The 18,860-nt window shown below is 59.5% G+C and carries 16 protein-coding genes and 1 pseudogene; 9 read left to right on the top strand and 8 right to left on the bottom strand.

Annotated elements, in window-relative coordinates; translation table 11 throughout:
* Nucleotides 1–5: 5 nt before the first annotated feature.
* The 4 genes from recJ to ASC90_RS09430 all read right to left on the bottom strand — a co-directional run bounded on the left by recJ (nt 6) and on the right by ASC90_RS09430 (nt 5,226).
* Nucleotides 6–1,811 (bottom strand): single-stranded-DNA-specific exonuclease RecJ, encoded by a 1,806-nt coding sequence (gene recJ / locus ASC90_RS09445; protein WP_056538792.1) that lies wholly within the window; start codon nt 1,809–1,811, stop codon nt 6–8.
* Between the two features lie 166 nt (nt 1,812–1,977).
* Complete coding sequence (locus ASC90_RS09440) at nt 1,978–3,300, bottom strand: homoserine dehydrogenase (RefSeq protein WP_056538789.1); 1,323 nt, start codon at nt 3,298–3,300, stop codon at nt 1,978–1,980.
* A 64-nt stretch (nt 3,301–3,364) separates the two neighbouring features.
* Nucleotides 3,365–4,585 carry an LL-diaminopimelate aminotransferase gene (locus tag ASC90_RS09435; RefSeq protein ID WP_056540152.1) on the bottom strand — a complete coding sequence of 407 codons (1,221 nt, stop codon included), beginning with the start codon at nt 4,583–4,585 and terminating at the stop codon, nt 3,365–3,367.
* Between the two features lie 224 nt (nt 4,586–4,809).
* The gene (locus tag ASC90_RS09430) at nt 4,810–5,226 is read right to left on the bottom strand and encodes a hypothetical protein (protein ID WP_056538786.1); all 417 of its coding nucleotides are present in this window, start codon (nt 5,224–5,226) and stop codon (nt 4,810–4,812) included.
* 150 nt (nt 5,227–5,376) lie between these two features.
* Here ASC90_RS09430 and phaC point away from each other — a divergent pair, with 150 nt between their 5' ends.
* On the top strand, nt 5,377–7,215 hold the full coding sequence (phaC, locus tag ASC90_RS09425; protein ID WP_056538783.1) for a class I poly(R)-hydroxyalkanoic acid synthase: 1,839 nt from the start codon (nt 5,377–5,379) through the stop codon (nt 7,213–7,215).
* A 30-nt stretch (nt 7,216–7,245) separates the two neighbouring features.
* Here phaC and ASC90_RS09420 read toward each other — a convergent pair whose 3' ends face one another.
* Both ASC90_RS09420 and ASC90_RS09415 read right to left on the bottom strand, forming a co-directional pair.
* Nucleotides 7,246–8,268, bottom strand: coding sequence for a class I SAM-dependent methyltransferase (locus ASC90_RS09420; RefSeq protein WP_056538780.1), 1,023 nt, complete (start codon nt 8,266–8,268; stop codon nt 7,246–7,248).
* A gap of 101 nt (nt 8,269–8,369) precedes the next feature.
* A complete protein-coding gene (locus ASC90_RS09415) occupies nt 8,370–9,221 on the bottom strand; it encodes an alpha/beta hydrolase (protein WP_056538778.1) in 852 nt (283 codons plus the stop codon).
* Nucleotides 9,222–9,410: 189 nt separating this feature from the next.
* Between ASC90_RS09415 and ASC90_RS09410 the strand changes: the two genes are divergently transcribed.
* From ASC90_RS09410 to ASC90_RS09375, 7 genes and pseudogenes are all read left to right on the top strand, one after another.
* The gene (locus ASC90_RS09410) at nt 9,411–9,965 is read left to right on the top strand and encodes an isoprenylcysteine carboxylmethyltransferase family protein (RefSeq protein WP_056538775.1); all 555 of its coding nucleotides are present in this window, start codon (nt 9,411–9,413) and stop codon (nt 9,963–9,965) included.
* Between the two features lie 193 nt (nt 9,966–10,158).
* Complete coding sequence (locus ASC90_RS09405) at nt 10,159–11,508, top strand: DUF2778 domain-containing protein (RefSeq protein WP_056538772.1); 1,350 nt, start codon at nt 10,159–10,161, stop codon at nt 11,506–11,508.
* 1,153 nt (nt 11,509–12,661) lie between these two features.
* Entirely contained in the window at nt 12,662–13,498 is an 837-nt protein-coding gene (gene map, locus ASC90_RS09395; protein WP_056538767.1) for a type I methionyl aminopeptidase, read from the top strand.
* A gap of 7 nt (nt 13,499–13,505) precedes the next feature.
* Nucleotides 13,506–14,036 (top strand): annotated as a pseudogene (locus tag ASC90_RS09390) (UPF0758 domain-containing protein); the annotation flags it as partial.
* 129 nt (nt 14,037–14,165) lie between these two features.
* Nucleotides 14,166–14,411 carry a hypothetical protein gene (locus ASC90_RS09385; RefSeq protein ID WP_056538763.1) on the top strand — a complete coding sequence of 82 codons (246 nt, stop codon included), beginning with the start codon at nt 14,166–14,168 and terminating at the stop codon, nt 14,409–14,411.
* Nucleotides 14,401–15,624: a hypothetical protein gene (locus ASC90_RS28745; RefSeq protein ID WP_156392895.1), complete on the top strand. Its 1,224-nt coding sequence runs from the start codon at nt 14,401–14,403 to the stop codon at nt 15,622–15,624. Before ASC90_RS09385 ends, ASC90_RS28745 begins: the two co-directional genes overlap by 11 nt.
* The gene (locus tag ASC90_RS09375; protein WP_056538758.1) at nt 15,621–15,893 is read left to right on the top strand and encodes a hypothetical protein; all 273 of its coding nucleotides are present in this window, start codon (nt 15,621–15,623) and stop codon (nt 15,891–15,893) included. Before ASC90_RS28745 ends, ASC90_RS09375 begins: the two co-directional genes overlap by 4 nt.
* Nucleotides 15,894–15,977: 84 nt before the next feature.
* Here ASC90_RS09375 and ASC90_RS09370 read toward each other — a convergent pair whose 3' ends face one another.
* Nucleotides 15,978–16,412, bottom strand: coding sequence for a helix-turn-helix transcriptional regulator (locus ASC90_RS09370; protein WP_056538753.1), 435 nt, complete (start codon nt 16,410–16,412; stop codon nt 15,978–15,980).
* 359 nt (nt 16,413–16,771) lie between these two features.
* On the opposite strand from ASC90_RS09370, the gene ASC90_RS28740 reads away from it, so the two are divergent.
* Nucleotides 16,772–16,939, top strand: a complete 168-nt coding sequence (locus ASC90_RS28740; protein ID WP_156392894.1) for a hypothetical protein — start codon at nt 16,772–16,774, stop codon at nt 16,937–16,939.
* A gap of 377 nt (nt 16,940–17,316) precedes the next feature.
* Here the strand turns inward: ASC90_RS28740 and ASC90_RS09360 are convergent, their stop codons facing one another.
* Nucleotides 17,317–17,985: a DUF4145 domain-containing protein gene (locus tag ASC90_RS09360; RefSeq protein ID WP_056538745.1), complete on the bottom strand. Its 669-nt coding sequence runs from the start codon at nt 17,983–17,985 to the stop codon at nt 17,317–17,319.
* Nucleotides 17,986–18,860: the final 875 nt, after the last annotated feature.

Below are 18,860 nucleotides of genomic sequence, written 5' to 3'. Positions count from 1 at the left end.
CTACCTTACCGTGCCGGCGCGGCATCGCTCACGCGCAGCTGGATGCGCCGCGAACCCTGGTAGTGGTCGGCGCCCAGCGAACCTGCGACATGCACGCTGGCACCCCGCGAGTTCAGCAGAAGATTACCGAGCTGGGTGTCGGCGGCACGGAAGGCGATGCCATCGAGGCGAGCGCCATCCATCGCCTCCAGCGTCACCTTCACATGCTTTTCGCCGACAAGCCGCGAATCGCGAAGACGGTGGGCGGGGATCGCAAAGACCGGCTGCGAGTGGCCGGAGCCATAGGGACCGGCGGTTTCCAGGCGATCTATCAGGTCGAGCGTGGCGCCGCTCGCGCCGATCGCGCCGTCGATCTTCAGTGTCTCGTTGGCGACCAGTGCCGCCACGGTCTTTTCCGCTCGCTCCGTGAAGAAGCTCCGAAGCCGCCCAAGCTTCTCGCGCTCGACTGTCAGGCCCGCGGCCATCGCATGACCGCCGCCCTTGACGAGCAGTCCCTCGTCCACGGCGGCGCGCACCATCCTGCCCATATCGAAACCGGCGATCGAGCGGCCCGATCCGGTGCCCCTGCCCGAAGGATCGAAGGCGATGGCAAAGGCCGGACGCTTGAACTTCTCCTTGAGGCGGGCCGCAATCAGCCCCACAATCCCGGGGTGCCACTTCTCGTGCGCCGTGACGATCACCGAAGCGCCCTCGCCGTCGCCATATTCGGCAAGCGCCTCGGCCTCCGCCTCCTGCAGCATCGCCGCCTCCATCGTCTGTCGGTCACGGTTGAGTTCGTCAAGCCGCTGGGCAATGACCTCTGCCTCGACAGGATCTTCGAGCGTCAGCAGGCGGCTGCCCAGTGCCGCATCGCTGATGCGACCGCCTGCATTGATTCTGGGGCCGATGAGGAAGCCAAAGTGATGGGGGGTCACCGGCCCGGCCAGGCCAGCCTTGCGAAACAGTGCTGTCAGCCCGGCGTTGCCTTGATGGCGTGCAGCAATCAGACCCTTCACGACATAGGCCCGGTTAAGTCCCTTCAACGGCACCACATCGCAGACCGTCGCCAGCGCAACGATATCCAGCCATTGCAGCAGATCGATCGTGCGCGCGCGCTGGTCGCCAGCCTCGCGCAACAGCCGCAGCGTGGCGACGAGAACAAGGAAGACGACGCCGGCCGCGCATAGATGCCCCTGCCCGGACAGATCGTCCTCGCGGTTGGGATTGACGAGAGCATGGCACGGCGGAAGCTCATGCGTCACCTGATGGTGATCGATGACAACCACGTCGACACGGCGGTTCGAAGCGGCAGCCAGAGCCTCATGGCTCGTCGAACCGCAGTCGACGGTGACGATAAGGCGCGCGCCATTGTCGATCAACTGATCGATAGCGGCAGCGTTCGGCCCATAGCCTTCGAAGACGCGATCCGGAATATAGATCTCGGACTTGACGCCGAAATGGTTGAGGAACCGGTACATCAATGCCGAAGACGAAGCGCCATCGACATCGTAGTCGCCGAAAATCGCCACCTGCTGCTTGCCTTTGATCGCCTCGACGAGCCTCTTGGCCGCCTTCTCGCAATCGGTCAGCGTATACGGGTCGGGCATCAGGCCGCGCAGCGTCGGATCGAGGAACTCTAGGGCCTCATCCACGCTGACTCCGCGTCCGGCCAGAACCCGGGCGATCAGGTCCGGCATTCCGTGCACCTGCGACATCGCCAGCGCTCTGTTCTGCCCGGCCTGATCCAGCCGCGATATCCATCGATTGTCGAGGACGGATTTTTCCACCCCGAGAAAAGCACGCTGTACCGGATCGGCGGCTATATCCATCATGTCGCCTGATTGCCTCGCCTGATGTCACCGCCCCGGGACCGGAGCGGTATGGGCAGATTTATGCGGCTTCGGCAGAGCGCACAACGGTTTTGGGCAAGGTCGGATGCGTTAGCTGTGGACGCAGCAGCGCCACCCCCATCTGACCTCCGTCGTGCAACCCGGAGCCTCAGACTTCTTTCGGGCGTTCGATGCGGATCACCTGCGGCTCGCCAACCAGATACCCCTCTTCCTTGATCGCATTCACCGCCTTGCGCACCGAATCCTCGGTCGTCGCGTGGGTGACGAGGATGATCGTCTGGTGATGCGATGGCGCCAGGTGCTGCTTGGAACGCTGCACGATCGACTCGAGCGAGATATGGTTCTCGGCCATGCGCGTGGCGACGCTTGCAAAGACGCCGGTGCGGTCGAGCACCGTCAGGCGGATGAAGTAGCCGCCTTCGTGGCTCTGCATCTGTGCCTTGCGATAGGGTTCCAGCGCCTTGGCCGGATGGCCGAGCACCGGCACGCGCTGCGCACCAGGACGGCTCTTGGCGATGTCGGCGATATCGCCAAGCACCGACGAGGCCGTGGCATTTCCGCCGGCGCCCGGTCCGACCATCAGCAACTCGCCGAGCACATCGGATTCGATTGCAACAGCGTTCGTCACGCCATCGACCTGGGCGATGACGGAATCGATCGGCACCATGGTGGGGTGCACGCGCTGCTCGATACCGGTTTCCGTTCGCTGGGCAACGCCGAGCAGCTTGATGCGATAGCCAAGCTCGGCGGCCGCATGGATGTCCTCGATTGAAATGTTGGTGATGCCTTCGAGGTAGATGTCGTCGACTGCGATCTGGTTTCCGAAGGCAAGGGTCGTCAGGATCGAAAGCTTGTGGGCGGTATCGTTGCCCTCGATATCGAATGCCGGATCCGCTTCGGCATAGCCGAGCCGCTGCGCTTCCTTGAGGCAATCAGCGAACGAAAGGCCTTCCTTCTCCATCTTGGTGAGGATGTAGTTGCAGGTACCGTTCATGATCCCGTAGACGCGGGCGATCGTGTTGCCCGTCAGGGACTCGCGCAGCGCCTTGATCACCGGAATGCCGCCGGCAACCGCTGCTTCGTAGTTCAGTAGTGCGCCCTTTTCCTCGGCGATCGTCGCCAGTTCGACGCCGTGATAGGCAAGCAGGGCCTTGTTGGCTGTCACCACATGGAGACCACGTTCGAGCGCGGTGCGTACCGAAACGTTTGCAGAGCCTTCCGCACCGCCGATGAGCTCGACGAAAACGTCGATGTCACCCTTGGCTGCAAGATCTTCCGGCCGGTCGAACCACTCGATGCCGCCGAAGCTGATCCCGCGGTCCTTGGTCTTGTCGCGGGCCGAAACGCCGGTAATCAGGATTGGTCGGCCGCACGTTGCCGCAAGCTCGTTGCTGCGCTGCTGAATGATACGGACGAGAGAAGCACCGACGGTACCCAAGCCCGCAATGCCGATTTTGAGGGCATCTGCCATGGATCGATCCTGAAATTATGTCATGAAGGACAGCCGCCGTTGCGGCTGTCGTTGAGGGATTATATCAGCGATGAGCGTTGAGAGAGATAACGTTGTGCATCGTCTCGTCCGCGGTCGACATGAACTTCTTGATGTTGCGAGCCGCCTGGCGAATACGGTGTTCGTTCTCCACGAGCGCCAGACGGACGTAGTCGTCACCCATCTCGCCGAAGCCGATACCCGGCGCAACAGCAACGTCGGCCTTTTCCACCAGGAGCTTGGAGAATTCCAGCGAACCGAGGTGCCGGAACTTTTCCGGAATCTTTGCCCATGCAAACATCGTGGCGGCCGGCGGCGGCACGTCGAATCCGGCCTTGTCGAAGGCATCGACCATGACGTCGCGGCGGCGCTTGTAGACGCTGCGAACTTCCGCGATGTCCGATCCGTCCCCGTTGAGCGCATGCGTGGCTGCCACCTGGATCGGCGTGAATGCGCCATAATCGAGGTACGACTTGACGCGGGTCAGTGCCGCGATCAGGCGTTCGTTGCCGACGGCAAAGCCCATCCGCCAGCCGGGCATGGAAAAGGTCTTCGACATCGAGGTGAACTCGACTGCGACATCCATGGCGCCCGGCACTTCCAGAACGGACGGCGGCGGTGCGTTGTCGTCGAAATAGATTTCCGAATACGCGAGATCCGACAGCACGATGATGTCGTGCTTCTTCGCGAAAGCTATGACGTCCTTGTAGAAATCGAGCGTCGCGACATAGGCCGTCGGGTTCGATGGATAGTTGAGGATCAGAGCGATCGGCTTCGGAATCGAATGCTTCACCGCGCGTTCCAGCGGCGGGAAGAAGCTCTCGTCCGGCTCGACCGACATGGAGCGAATCACGCCGCCCGCCATCAGAAACCCGAATGCGTGGATCGGGTAGGTCGGGTTCGGGCAAAGGATGACATCACCGGGCGCGGTGATGGCCTGCGCCATGTTGGCGAAGCCTTCCTTGGATCCCAATGTCGCGACGACCTGCGTGTCGGGGTTGAGCTTCACGCCAAAGCGGCGGGCATAATAGCCAGCCTGCGCGCGGCGAAGTCCAGGGATGCCCTTGGAGGACGAATAACGATGGGTGCGCGGGTCCTGGACCACCTCGCACAATTTGTCGACGATCGCCTTCGGCGTGGGCAAGTCAGGGTTTCCCATGCCGAGATCGATGATATCGGCGCCCCCCGCTCGCGCGCTTGCTTTCAAACGGTTAACCTGTTCGAAAACATAAGGCGGCAAACGCCGGACTTTGTGAAACTCTTCCATCTCTTTCCCCACGGAAATGCGGCCACTGCGGCCGCGCTCGAAGTTCGTCCTTTTTCCGGCCGCTTGCGATACGAACTTCAGAATCGCAGGCGCCGTATTCATCAGACTGTCAGCACGCGGCAAATCTTTGACGGAAAGCCGCGCATGCTGCGCTTTATCAGGAAAAATTCATCTTCCGCCATGTGCGAAAGGCTTTGCTTGGAAATCGACGCGAAGGCAAGGCCTCAATTGGTGATTTCGGAGAGCGTGTCGGCTCCATGCTCGGCTGCGAGCTTGCGGTATTCGGCGACGCGGCGCTGATATTCGGCTTCAGAGATCGTGCCGGCGTTGCGCTTGGCCGTCAGCGCCGTCAGCTGCTGCTGTAGACCGGCGGCATCCTCATCGCTCATCTGGACGTTCGCGGCCGTTAACGGTGCACCGAAGGAGGGATAGCCGTCCTTGTAGTGCGCCAGACCGCTTTCCGTCGGCGGAGCGCCCTTGGTCGGGGTCATGACGACGGCGGTCGGCGCCGCACGCCTTGCCGCTATGGCCGCGTTTTCCTCCGGCGTACGCATGCATCCCACAAGCGTCATGGCCGCGGCGGCGCCAATCAGCGCCATGCGGGTAACGTTTGCGATAATGCCCATGCCGTTGTTCGTCATGCCAGAGGTTCCAAATCCTGAGCTGCTTCGACTGTTAGATTCGTCGTACACACAAAGCAATAGCATGAGCGCGGTCTGCGGAACTTGTTTTATCGATCTGTCCAGTTGTACAACTGATTTGTATGAAGATGCTGCCGCCGGAGGAAGTGCGTGACCGACAGCAAGCGGGAGAACGGCGACAAGGCGAAAACGCCTGGCTTCGATGCCCAGGACCTCGATCCCTATCTCATGAAGGATCCCGAGGCGATGGCGATGAATTTTGCCCGCGCGGTCGAGAACCTCGGCAAGGCGGCCACGGCGTGGCTTGCCCCGCGCGAACGCGGAGAGATCAGCGAAAACGCCGCCGAGCCGGTGACCGATATCGTCAAGACGCTGTCGAAGGTCACCGAATACTGGATCTCCGATCCCCGCCGCACATTCGAAGCGCAGACGCAGCTGATGAGCAGCTATTTCGGAATCTGGATGCGTTCGATGCAGCGCATGCAAGGTGAGCCCGCCGAACTCGAGCCCGAGCGCAAGGACAAGCGGTTTGCGGACGAGGACTGGCAGAAGAATCCCTTCTTTGAATTTCTGAAGCAGGTCTATCTCATCACTGCGGACTGGGCTGAAAAACTCGTCGCCCAGACCGAGGGTCTCGATGAGCACACCAAGCACAAGGCTGCCTTCTATGTGAAACAGATCACGGCAGCGCTGTCGCCGACCAATTTCGTCGCGACCAATCCGCAACTCTATCGTGAGACGATCGCCACCAAGGGTGAAAATCTGGTGCGGGGCATGAAAATGCTGGCCGAGGACATCGTGGCTGGCAATGGTGATCTCAGGCTTCGCCAGACCGACATGTCCAAGTTCGCCGTCGGCCGGGACATGGCGCTAACGCCGGGCAAGGTCATCGCCCAGAACGATATCTGCCAGATCATCCAGTATGAACCGACCACGGAAACGGTGCTGAAGCGCCCTCTCCTCATCTGCCCGCCCTGGATCAACAAGTTCTACATTCTCGATCTCAACCCGCAGAAATCGTTCATCAAGTGGTGCGTCGACCAGGGGCAGACGGTGTTCGTCATATCCTGGGTCAACCCGGACGCCCGTCACGCGCGAAAGGATTGGGCTGCTTATGCTCGCGAAGGCATCGATTTCGCGCTCGATATCGTCGAAAAGGCGACTGGCGAAAAGGACGTGAACGCTGTCGGCTACTGTGTCGGAGGCACGCTGCTCGCCGCGACGCTTGCGCTGCACGCCACGGAAAAGAACAAGCGTATCAAGACCGCCACGCTCTTCACGACGCAGGTCGACTTCACGCATGCCGGCGATCTCAAGGTGTTCGTCGATGACGAGCAGCTCACCCGGCTCGAAGCGCACATGGAGGAGATCGGCTACCTAGACGGCTCGAAGATGGCGACTGCCTTCAACATGCTGCGTGCTTCGGAACTCATCTGGCCCTATTTCGTCAACAACTACCTGAAGGGCCAGGAACCGATGCCCTTCGACTTGCTGTTCTGGAACGCCGATTCGACGCGCATGGCGGCCGCAAACCACGCCTTCTATCTTCGGAATTGCTATCTTCGCAACGCCCTGACCCAGGGCGAGATGATGCTCGACGGCAAGACGCTGTCGCTGAAGGACGTCAAGATTCCGATCTACAATCTCGCCACCCGCGAGGACCACATCGCGCCCGCCAAATCGGTTTTCCTTGGCAGCCAGTTTTTCGGCGGAAAGGTCGATTTCGTGGTCGCCGGCTCTGGCCACATTGCCGGCGTTGTCAATCCGCCGGACAAAAAGAAGTATCAATACTGGACCGGCGCTACCGCCAACGGCGACTACGAGGCGTGGATCGACGACGCAGTCGAAACCGCCGGTTCATGGTGGCCGCACTGGAAGGCATGGATCGAAGCGAACGACGCCAAACGCGTGCTGGCCCGCAAGCCCGGTGGCGCATCGTTGAATGCCATCGAAGAGGCGCCAGGCAGCTACGTAATGGAACGGGTCTGAGTCCGGCGAATCCCCCCTTCGCAAGCAAGACTACCCAAATAAGAGCAGGCTGGCCGGCGTCGGCGGCAGCGGCTTGCTGACGATATCGCTGAAACCGGCGGCCCTTGCCATCGCCGAAAGTTCCCGCTCCGTATAGGCATCCCCGCGCGGTGTCGTCGTCAGCATCACCCAGGCAAACGTCGCTGGGAACCCGGGTGAGACACGGTCCTCGTTGGGCATGAACTCGACCACTGCGACGCGCCCGCCTGGCGCTAGGCTCGCGCGCGCCTTCCCGAGAATTGCGCCGCAGCCGTCGACATCGAAGTGGTGTAGGAAATTCGGCAACAGGACAAGGTCGTAGCCGCTACCCCAATCGAGGTCGAATGCGCTCCCCTGCAGGAAGCTGAAGCGGTCAATCACGCCGGCATTCGTTGCATTCTCCTCAGTCACAGCAAGGACCGGCTTCCAATCCAGCGCAACGATTCTGGCCGATGGCGCCACCTTGGCGACCTCGATCCCGAACAAGCCCGGTCCGGCGGCAATATCCAGCACCTTCGCTGGTGGCTTAGGCCATGCAGCTACCTCCGATGCCAAAGCGCGCGCACTGGCGCCTGTGAACGCGCCCATGGCTCGGGCAAACTTTACCCAGACCGGATTGTCCGCCGAAATGTTCCCCAAGCCGACTGCCCCGCCATTGCGCACACAGGCCGTCGGGTCGTCGAGGACCAGGGACAACATCTCGGACGAGGCCACAAAGTTGATCGCTGCCCCCATATAGGCCGGCGACCGCCGGTCCAGGAAAAGTTGGCTCGAGGGCGTCAACCCATAGATGTCGCCGGTCTTCGTCAAAAACCCCGAGACAACCAGAAAATCGCAGAGAATGCGCAATCCGCGCTCGGCGGACCCCATCTCCGACGCAAGCGCCTTGGCGGTTCGGCCCTCGGCGCCGATCGCCATGAAAAGGTCGAGTTCGATCGCCGCCTTGATCGCGGCTGTCTTGCCGTATGCAAACATGGCATCAACGAGCAACGCCGGCGAGACTTCGTTGCCGGCCACGTTATCTGTCAAAGACATTGGATCCCCCACGCGACGAACTGATCACAAGCTATCTTAGCCAAAAGCCTCCGGGAATTAAACGCCTTGCTAATATAAAAGACAGCCGCTTTCCGCGTGGGTCAAAACACAGCCGTGCGGCGGCGGTCGCCGTTAATCCTGTGTCCCTCAACGGCATCCAGGAAACGACCGATGGCGGTGTTGAAGGTCTGCGGTTGCTCCCAGAACGGCGCATGACCTGCACCGGAGATCGTTTCGACGGTGGTCCTCGGATCGTCGTTTTTCTGGAATCCGGCGATATAGCTCAGGCGGACGAAGGGGTCGTCCGCACCGTTGACGAAGTGGATGGGCACCAAAGCGTTTGCGACTACCTGCCGCTGGTCGGAACCCTCGCCTCGCAGCATGCTCTGCGAAAACACGGTCCGCAGCCGTCCATCGGTACGCTCCACGGCTCTGTGAAACTCACTGACCGCACTGGCGCCAAAGCACAGCTTGACGAAGCGGTCGACGTCGCGCGGCGAAAAGACCGGCTTGGACGCGAGAAACAGGTCGAACGACGGCAGGAAGCCTCGCAGCATCCCGATCAGGCCGCGTGGCACCGGTGGCGTTCCGGTCAGCATGAGGCCACTGACAGCCCGGCCACGCGCGAGCATCTCGATAGCCACATGTCCGCCGAGCGACCATCCGAACAATGCAGCCTTGTCGATCGCCAGCTGCCGGAGCACATCCTCGACACAACTGGCCAGTCCCGGAAGCGTATAGGCAGAAAGCGGATCCGGCGCATTGTCGGAATCGCCATGGCCGGGCAGATCGAGCGCAATCATCCTGGCGCGCTGCGCAAGCACGCTGTCGAGCTGGCGGGCAAAGACGCGACGCGAGCTGCCGGATCCATGCAGCAACACCAAAGGCGTGCCGGAGCCGCCCGTGTCACTGAGCCTGATCGTCCCGACCGTGGTTTCCAGCGTCTGTTCCATCGCGTCTGCCGGCCTTTCCTGACTGGCTTTGCCAGCACACAACAGAAGATGGACGCTGTCTGCGAACAATTCTTTAATGGACTATTTAAACTTGCACCTTGTCCGCCGTCATCTTTGCAGGAATGATCATCAACGGGCCGAATGCGTCCCAAAAGAGAATGCGTCATCGTTGCGAGGACACGACACACGATGGAATTTACTCTCGATTGCCTTATCTCTGTGACAAGCATTGCAATCATCGGCTTTTACAGCTGGTCGCTGAAGGGGCATTTCTCCTCGGCGCGCATGGCGTGGGGCGCAAGGGGGATCTCAGCGGCAGTGATCGGCACCACGGTGCTGTTCCTCTACCTGATGTGGACCCAGCCGCAGGTGATTTGGGCCCAGGTGCTGGGCCTTCTGATCCAGATCGCGGCGGCGACCCTGTTCTGGTGGGCTATCTGGGCGTCCCGGAAGGCGCGGCTGCGCTTCGCATTCGATCCGGCGCTTCCGCACAGCATAGTCTCGGAAGGCCCCTACCGTTACTTCCGCCATCCCTTCTACACCTCCTACCTGCTGTTCTGGTCCGGATGGGCGCTTGCGTCATGGTCCGCCTGGTCCGTCCTGCCGGTTCTCTTCTTTGCGACCGCCTATGTTGTCGCAGCCCTGAATGAAGAAAAGAAGTTCGATGCGTCGAGCCTCGCCGGCGCCTATCGTGAGTACAAAAGCCGGACCGGCTTCTTCACGCCGCGGTTGCGGCGGGGGTAACCACCATGCCGGTCGTGCCGGTTTCTTCGATCACGTAAAGAAATTGGTTACCATAATTCGTCATGCTGCAAATCGGCCGGAAACAGCCGCGAGCCCCATTTTGGCCGCGTTGCTCCAGTACCGGCCCCGGCGAAGAAGTATTTCTTCCGTCTGTACCGCCGGCCCGTGTAACGAGTTGTGAAAGACGAGTGTTATGGCGTTTGCGGTCGATGCACTAGGTAATATCAGGCCCATAGGTACTTCCATTTCTCGGTTCGGTCGTTCATTCCATTTCCTCTCGGGTGCCGCTCTTGTCGGCGCCGGTTTTGCCGCTTCCGCATGGCTCGTCGCCACCGTCGCCGCGATGCATGCGATAGTGCCTGCGCCGCAGCCCGGATCCGGACCGCTTTCAAACCTCTCGCTTGCGCGGAAGCACGCCATCGTCCAACCGGCGGAACGCGTCGTCCATATCGCCAAATTCTCACGCCTTCGTCCCCTCGCCGCAGCTGGCGATCTAGCCCTCAAAAAGGGCGGACGCCTGGCCCAGTCTCCAGCGCTGATCGCGGCATTCGTCGGGCAATCGGCACCCCTCTCCATCGCAGAAGCCGCGCCTACGCCCAAGCCAGTTGTCGTTGCCGCTGCAACGCCAGTCGCTGCGGCGCGCCTGGCCAAGGACGACACGGTTGCGTCGGCGCCAGTTGTCGCGCATTCCGTGCCTGTCGCCGCTAGTGCGGCGTCGAGCGACCGGATCATCGTGCCCTCGAAGGACGAGGTTGCTTCTGCCGAAGGTCCGGCCCTTCTCGCGCTTGCTGCCCCGCCGCAGGCGAATTCGAAGCCGCAAGCCACGCTCGGCGGCAGCCCTGCCGCGCCCGGCCCCGTCGAGGTGGCAAGCGCGGCAATGGTTTCGCCAATTGAAACGGATGCACAATCGCCTGCTTCCACCAAACCCTTCGACCTTGTGCTTACCGACCGCAGCGACGTATCGATACCGCTGCCAATGGCACGGCCTGACGGCCTGGCCAAGCGCGGCGTAGCGCCGACCGAACCTGTGCTTGCCTACGCACGGCCGGATGCCGGGGATGACGGCACCGACGACACTCCAAGCGTTCGGAAGCGGCTCTCCGCGCCTGTGGCGCGCAATGGCGTGGCCGTCTACGACATCTCCGCAAACATCGTCTATCTTCCGAACGGCGAACGCCTGGAGGCGCATTCCGGCCTCGGAAAGATGCGTGACAACCCGCGTTTCGTGCACGCCAGGAACCGTGGCCCGACACCGCCCCACACCTACGACCTGACAATGCGCGAAAGCCTGTTCCACGGCGTCGAGGCGATCCGCCTAAATCCGGTCGGCGGCGCCGGCAATGTCTACAACCGCGTGGGCCTGCTGGCGCATACCTACATGCTCGGTGCCCGCGGCGATTCCAACGGCTGCGTATCCGTCAAGGACTACAAGCGCTTCCTTGCAGCATTCAAGCGCGGCCAGATCCGCCAGCTCGTTGTCGTCACCAACATGCCTGACAAGCCGGCATCGCGCCTGGCATCCTTGTTCTCGTCGCGGTCATAGGTCAAACCAGACACCGCGCAGACACAATCCGCGCCCGAATTTTCCGGAATTAAGTAGCAAATCCCACCAATGCGTCCGCTTCCGGCCCTAAGCGGTCGAAGCGACCTTAGTGGGATCAACGCTAATTCGACAATAGCATAGGCATGGCTAGTACCATCCCGACAGGGGTGGCCATTCCGAACAGCAGGAAAAAAGCAACCGAGGCAACTCCCCAGCAACACCAGAATATGCGAAATCGACCCGACGCGAACCCAAGTGCGCAGAGCGCTAAGGTGAGCAAGAGAACGGTTAGACCTATTGGAAGTCCTCGCGCCCCCAATGCCATCATGGCACGAGGAATTAGGCCCAATACTATGGCGATAGCAACAAGAACTGGTGCCTTCGCCGCGACGCTCTGGACTGCTTTACCGTCTGTCATTGTGGCATCATTCTCCACGAAAGTGTGCGTTCGACATTAAGTTGCGGCTATGATTTCTCAAAGACCTTAATGTCTGGTGTTGGCGGCGCAAAGCGGACGATGGCCGCCGGTTGGTCTTTGTGCCACCAACTGAAAGCGCTGCAGCGCTTTCAGTTGGTGGCATTTGCTACATAATTCCGGAATTTTCCCCGCTGCTTGATACCGTGCGATCATCTCCCTGTCCCGTCATCGGATACACCGCAAGGCGTTGCGGCGAGACGGGACCGGCGCTGGGTGTTTGGGAACGACGCAAGTCCTCTCACCCGGGGTCCGCGGAAAATGGTCTGCCTCCGGAGACGGCGGCGTGGCGAGAATGCCTCGTCGAGTTGAGCTCCGGACGTGCCTGTGTGGCACACAAGGCCCCTCCAGGGGGAAGCGCAGGCTTCTCCCCGACAAAGGTCGGGAGGGGAGCCAGAGACCGGAGTTGCGGGCATAAACCGCCGAACGGGTGCTGGGAAGCACCATATTTACTCTACTCTCACGCGGCAATTTCCGGTGCCCCGTCCGAGCAAGCCAGCATCGTCATACCACGGGTGAAAGCCGCGTGAACGGAACGTCGTGTCAATGAACAGGGCGTATCGCCGTGGGACGTTGACGATCCCAGGCAGAAATCACACCGGTCCCATTGATCGCGATAGACGAACCCGGCATAGCTGCATTATGTACCAGAATGACAATTTCTGCTAAGGCCCTGCAATGGTGAATTATATCGAAGCCTCATCCGCGCCGTCGAAGAATACCGGCGCAATCAGGCTCTACGGCTCCGAGGCTTTCGAAGGCATGCGCAAGGCGTGCCAGGTGACGGCTCGCTGCCTCGACGAGCTGTCCTCCTTCGTGAATCCCGGTATTGCGACCGATGCGATCGATCGTTTCGTCTTCGAGTTCGGCATGGACAACGGCGCCGTTCCTGCAACCCTGAACTATCGCGGCTATACAAAATCGACCTGCACGTCGATCAACCATGTCGTCTGTCATGGTATTCCGGACGCAAAGCCGCTCCGGGAAGGTGATATCGTCAACATCGACGTAACCTATGTCGTCGACGGCTGGCACGGCGATTCCAGCCGCATGTACCCTGTCGGCGAAATCAAGCGTGCCGCCGAGCGCCTGCTCGAAGTCACGTATGAATCGCTGATGCACGGGATTGAAGCCGTACGACCGGGCGCCCGCGCCGGTGCCATCGGCGAAGCGATCCAGACCTATGCGGAAGCCGAGCGATGCTCGGTGGTGCGCGACTTCTGCGGCCATGGTGTTGGCGCATTGTTCCATGATTCACCCAACATCCTGCATTACGGCCGGGCAAGCGAAGGGCCCGAGTTGCGCGAAGGCATGATCTTCACGATCGAGCCAATGATCAACCTTGGACGCCCACATGTTAAAGTGCTTGCTGACGGCTGGACCGCGGTTACGCGCGATCGCTCGCTTTCGGCGCAATATGAGCACACGGTCGGAGTGACGGCGGACGGCTGCGAAATATTCACGCTTTCACCCGGCGGGCTCGACCGGCCCGGCCTTCCGCCTCTTAGCCGATGAGCGCTTGATGGCGAAGGGTCCTGTTCAGCAATCCGACGATGCCGAGCTGCCCTTCGAGGCAGGCGAGGCTTTCGACGAGCGATCATTCTTTGCCGAACAGCCGGCTCATCCGCCTTCCCTAACGAAACGCACCACCGTTTCGTCAGCGCTCGGCAAGGAAGAGCATTATCACGGGCATCGCGAACGCCTGCGCGACCGCTTTCGCCAGAACGGCGACACTGCGGTCGCCGACTACGAGTTGCTTGAACTGCTGCTCTTCCGGCTGATCCCGCGACGCGACACCAAGCCGATCGCCAAGGCACTGCTTGATCGCTTCGGCTCTCTTGCGGCGGTTTTCGGGGCGCCCATCGCGTTGCTGCAGGAGGTCAAGGGTGTCGGCGAGGCTGTGGCACTCGATATCAAGCTCATTTCGGCAGTCGCGCATCGGACGCTGAAAAGCGAACTCAAAGGCAAGCAGGTTCTGTCGTCCTGGTCATCGGTGATCCAGTACTGCCACGCGGCCATGGCGCATGAAACCCGGGAACAGTTCCGCATTCTGTGATAAGCGATTGATTTCGCTACACCGCGTCCCACGTCACGTAAGGTGACGTCCCCTACTCCGCATCTATCAACCGCCATCCGTTTCACTTGGATGGTCCGCGCCGTTGTGCGCTTAAAGGAGATACCGGTGAAAGTATTATACTGCCACAAAGTCCGCGACCCCAAAGAGCAAGAATGCCTGGCGTCCGTCGACTTCGAACTAAATGAGCATCTCCGGCTCTACGGCCTGCGGCTGCTGCGTAAGCCTGATGGCGCAATGTTCCTCTACGCACCACAGGCCGGCCACCGCCGTACGGCGACGTTCTCGGCACCCATGGCCAAGCGCCTCACCGCTCTCGCCATCGAAGCGTACGAGGCGGCCAATGACCGATAAGCACGCGCCTGATTCCCTGAAGTACCAATGGCGCATCATGGGCGTAGTGCTGCGGTCGACGTGGGCAACCGGACTCGACAAGTCCGTTGCGTTTGAGATCGTCGACAACTACCGCAAAGATCATCGCAACAGCCGAGCTAGCTTGAGCTATCTGGTGAAGGCAACCGGCGCAGACCGGAAAAGCGTCATTGCATCCACCCGGCGTCTCGTCGAGAACGGGCCGTTCGTCGTTTCCCGACAAGGGTCTGGAACGCGCCCCACAGAGTACGACTTAGACTTCGGTTCGGTGCAGGATAAGCCTAGTAGTGGTGTAGAGACCACTACTAGCACATCAGACTCTAGTAGTGGCGTAGAACCCACTACAGGGGGTGGCGTAGAACCCACCACTAGCGCGCCTAGTAGTGGTGCTGACACCACTGAATCCGTCCTACATGTAGCGGCCTACAAGGCCGGCGTACATGATAGGATGATTGAACCCGCCCCGCCTACGGCGCCGCTCACGGATGGCCTGGAGGCCACCGTCGCGGGTGGTGCGGGAGGAGGGTTTGAGGAGCTATGGAAGACCTATTTTCCGAACCGTGGACAGGGCGACAAGAAGAAGGCGCGCGCCGTCTATGAGAAGCTTGCGCCAGACGCAGATCTGCATGCAGCGCTGCTGGAATCGGCGCAATCTTGGTTTGATGCATGGGCAGCGCAGGGTAAGCCAGACGCGCCACGCAAACATCTGGATACGTGGCTGGCAGGCGAACACTACGAATGCGATCCGCCGTCCGCCTATAAGGCAAAAGAACGAAAGGCACCTGCCGCTAGGGCTCTCAAGCCAGAACCAGTCAACGACAACGAGCCTGCTGCCGAGGAAATCCCCGATTTCATGAAAGGCTCGCCGTCGCTTTGGCCGGAAGGCGAGTATTGGGGCGAGTTCGTCGAGAACGAAGTCCTACTGGAGTACGACGGCAAGGACACGGCGGTGCACCTCACCTTCCTAGTCAACACCCCTGGCGAGAACTTCGGAAAGCGACTGCTGCACAGGTTCTACGCTCAAAGCTGGATGAAGAGCGCGCAGGATGAAGGAAACCGTTACCTCGTCGACATCTGCGGCGCTATCGGAGTGCCTGGCTGCGACGAGCTCGACGAACTCATGTTCCATCCAATTCGCGTAAAGGCCGATGGCCGCACGCTCACCTATACCAAGATTGAAGAGGCCGCCGCATGATCGATGCAGCCGATGTATACGAATCCACCAAAGCCGCGTTTCTCGACGCCCTCGCTGCCCAGCCCAAAACGGCGCGCATGATGCGGATCGACCCATTCGATGCTGAGGATGAGGACGGACAGACCTTGAAAGTCATCGGGGTCTACGACGACGAGCATGACATGAGGTTCATCGTGATCGACGACACTCGGGAAGACGGGGAAATCTATCCAGTTGCGTATCGCACCCTGTACAAGAAGGGCACCGGCACAACCCGACCCAACATGTAGTACAACTTATATACGTGGGAACGAACAACGAACGATACGCGCACAAATTGCGCTTCCAAGGCTAACCGGGCAGCGCAGATTGGATTATTCGGACGGCCAAGACCACTCTCGATGCTCAAGCACCGCTTCGGCATGCTCAACCGAATGGCGCGGAAGCGGTGACGCGGGTTCAAAATTTCCTTTGATCTGAATTTCTGACGTCCGATCGACGCTGGCTAAATTGTAAAATCTCTCAACACCATCGGCAAAGTCTTCCGCATAGACACTCCAGGGGTGTGACCACTCACCTGCCAAAGATCGAAAGCGTACGAGGAAGAAGTGAAGAGGCTTTGTGCCTTTCACCCTATCCTTCGTCCGAATAACGTAACCAGCGTATTTAGCAGCCGCCTCGTGCACGGGACGAACCGGGTTCTTTCCTGCTTCAATATCTTGGTAACTACGAAGGGGCATTCCCATTTCCTGAGACATTTCCTGCTGCGTTAGGCCGAGTCCAGCGCGATATGCTTTTAGGTTGAACATAAGAGTTTCCTGTTGCTGCTAGTACAGCATGACATACCCACGTATTACGTGCAACTCGAAAACACGTAATACGTGGTCTAACGCTGCTGCAGGAGTGAGCCGTCAGCGGAGAACAGTGTCGTTATCACCCGATAGACGTGGTTGAACCGGTCCTCGCAACCTAAGGCTTTCGCAGCGAGGGCAAAATCCATCATTGCCCGATGTAGATAAGTGGGAAATTGGTCGTGAAAGTCGCGAAGTGGAGAGTGACTCCTGCTTGCGGGAACCACGAATGATTCACCGTTATAAGCGTCCATGATGTGTCCTGCCGCCCCATGCACAAAGCCGGAGAACGTATTATCGATTACGCGGAGAACGTCATGGTGCGTGGACGCGTCTCCTTCGTCATATGCTCGCACAATATAGGAGCGAATTTTTCTTCGGCTAACCCGGTGCCGCTTCTGCGTGGACTTCAGGACATCATGATGATCGAACTCCTCCTGAAAGAATTCGGCCAAGAACTCGTCATGGGTGTCCTCATGCGTTGATCCCAGGACGTGCGGTGCGGCAAGGAATTGTACCTCTGATCCAATCTCGTCAAGTATGCGCATAGAGGCGCCAGCATCTAGGAGCAGGCCCGCATCGAGCAGCATCTTAAGCGACTGAATAGCGCTTAGGATTCGGATCGACTTTAAAAAGATCGCTTGCTGCGGGAGTCTTTCAACAAACCTATAGCCACGTCGGCCTGATCCGGTCCTTACGAACCGCGGCTTAGGAAGCACGGACTCCATTTCAGCCTGTGCGAGTTTCATCGCTTCTAAAGCGATAGCATACGCTCGTTCCATTCAACTCCCTGAAATCCGATCTTGCCGTCACCCCGATGCGGAAGAGAACTTCGCTTTAGGAGTGTTGAGTGTTGGGTGGGCTAGGCAGGTCTCACACCGGCGGCTATTTGCTTCGCTTTGACGGCGGCAATCTTGGCTGGCCTTACAAAAAGTCTTTCCAAAAGATCAAGCGTCAGGTCTTCAAGCGCCTCCGCTTCCTCCCGGGTATATGGGTCAACATCATGGGTCGCATCGTTACCGTCTAGAGCAGCAACGTCCGCCAACTCGACAATGTCGTGCTCGAGAATCGTCATCTCGCCCAGAGACTTTATCCGCACTCGCAGAGCTTGCGCGGCTTCTCTTTCAGCGAGACGGGGATCGTGCGTGTAAATGTGCTTGGTGGCGACATCGAGCGTCTTCCGATACATGGCCCCGGCTGCCTCGTACCATGTCATCTGGCGGCATTCGTTAGCTTCACGAAACAGATCAGCAATCCTATCGGGGATATACTGACTCAACTCCATCGCCGTTGTTGCGATGCGAACCGCGTCTTCATCAAGGCACGTCGAATTGTATTCGATGCTTCCTTTAAAGGCGATCGGGAGGGTGGAGCCGTCTGGTCCACTCCAATTGTAAATAGATATCTGATCGCAATCAGCACAACTTGCCGCTACTTCATGGTTATGGCTGTCCAAGCGGTTCGAGCCCACTACATGGTGCTGAACGCGTCTAACGCCGCACCGGACACAATCTCTGACAAAGAAGGCCATGTGTTCTCCCACCGATAGAGTCCTTTGTAGTCAGAACGCGGCCAGCGTTACAAGAACATTGCCACCATTGGATGTGCACGGGAGGGGCTGGTCCACAACCAAAAATCAACCGCTCCACAAAACCCGCGTCCCCCGCATGTAGGAACTTTTTTGTGACTCTTTGAACATTTACCTTGGAGGCGTCGGTGGCGAGTGGAGGGTTTCGTGCTGGTTCCGGTCGTCCAAAGGGCGTGAAGAATGGTGAGCGAAAGCAGCTTCAGAGGAAGTCGGCATTCAAGTGCGAAGAGTGCTTTGGGTGCAGGTACTGCGGGTCGCCGATCGGCAAGAAGCGCAAAGCAGGATCCGGCAAGTGCGGCAATTGCGCAAGTGTGGCGAGTGGACGAAAAAATATTAGAGATAGCTGGACGGCAAGGGCCTGCAGGAATTGTGACACTCAGTTCTCGTCAGCAGTTATGTATTATTGCTCGGACGGGTGCCGCATAAAGTACGGCAACGACACTGCCGCAGCCAAGAAAGCTGCCGCAAGACCGAAATCATTTGCCAAAACATGCTCTCGGTGTGACTCGTCATTCACAATTAAGTTTGACAACCCGCGCATCAAGTTCTGCGGCGAGGAGTGCCGCAGAGCAACAGACAACGAGCTAAAGAGCGTAAAGAGGCGCGCCGCTAATGACAATCACGCTCCGCCTGTAGCCGTTGCGTACTCGGTATTGCGGGCCTCTGGATGGAAGTGTGCGGTCTGCCTGTAACCGCCCGATTGCTACCGCGTAGATTTGGCTTTGATGCGAGCGACGAGCAGCTCGTTGTCAACAAAGCTGTCTAGGAAGTCGTTCCATTCTTGCAACAAAGCTGTCTAGGAAGTCGTTCCATTCTTG

This window comes from Rhizobium sp. Root1220 (assembly GCF_001426265.1).
In the GTDB taxonomy this organism is placed as follows: Bacteria; Pseudomonadota; Alphaproteobacteria; order Rhizobiales; family Rhizobiaceae; genus Rhizobium.
This window is presented reverse-complemented; position numbering and strand designations above follow the sequence as displayed.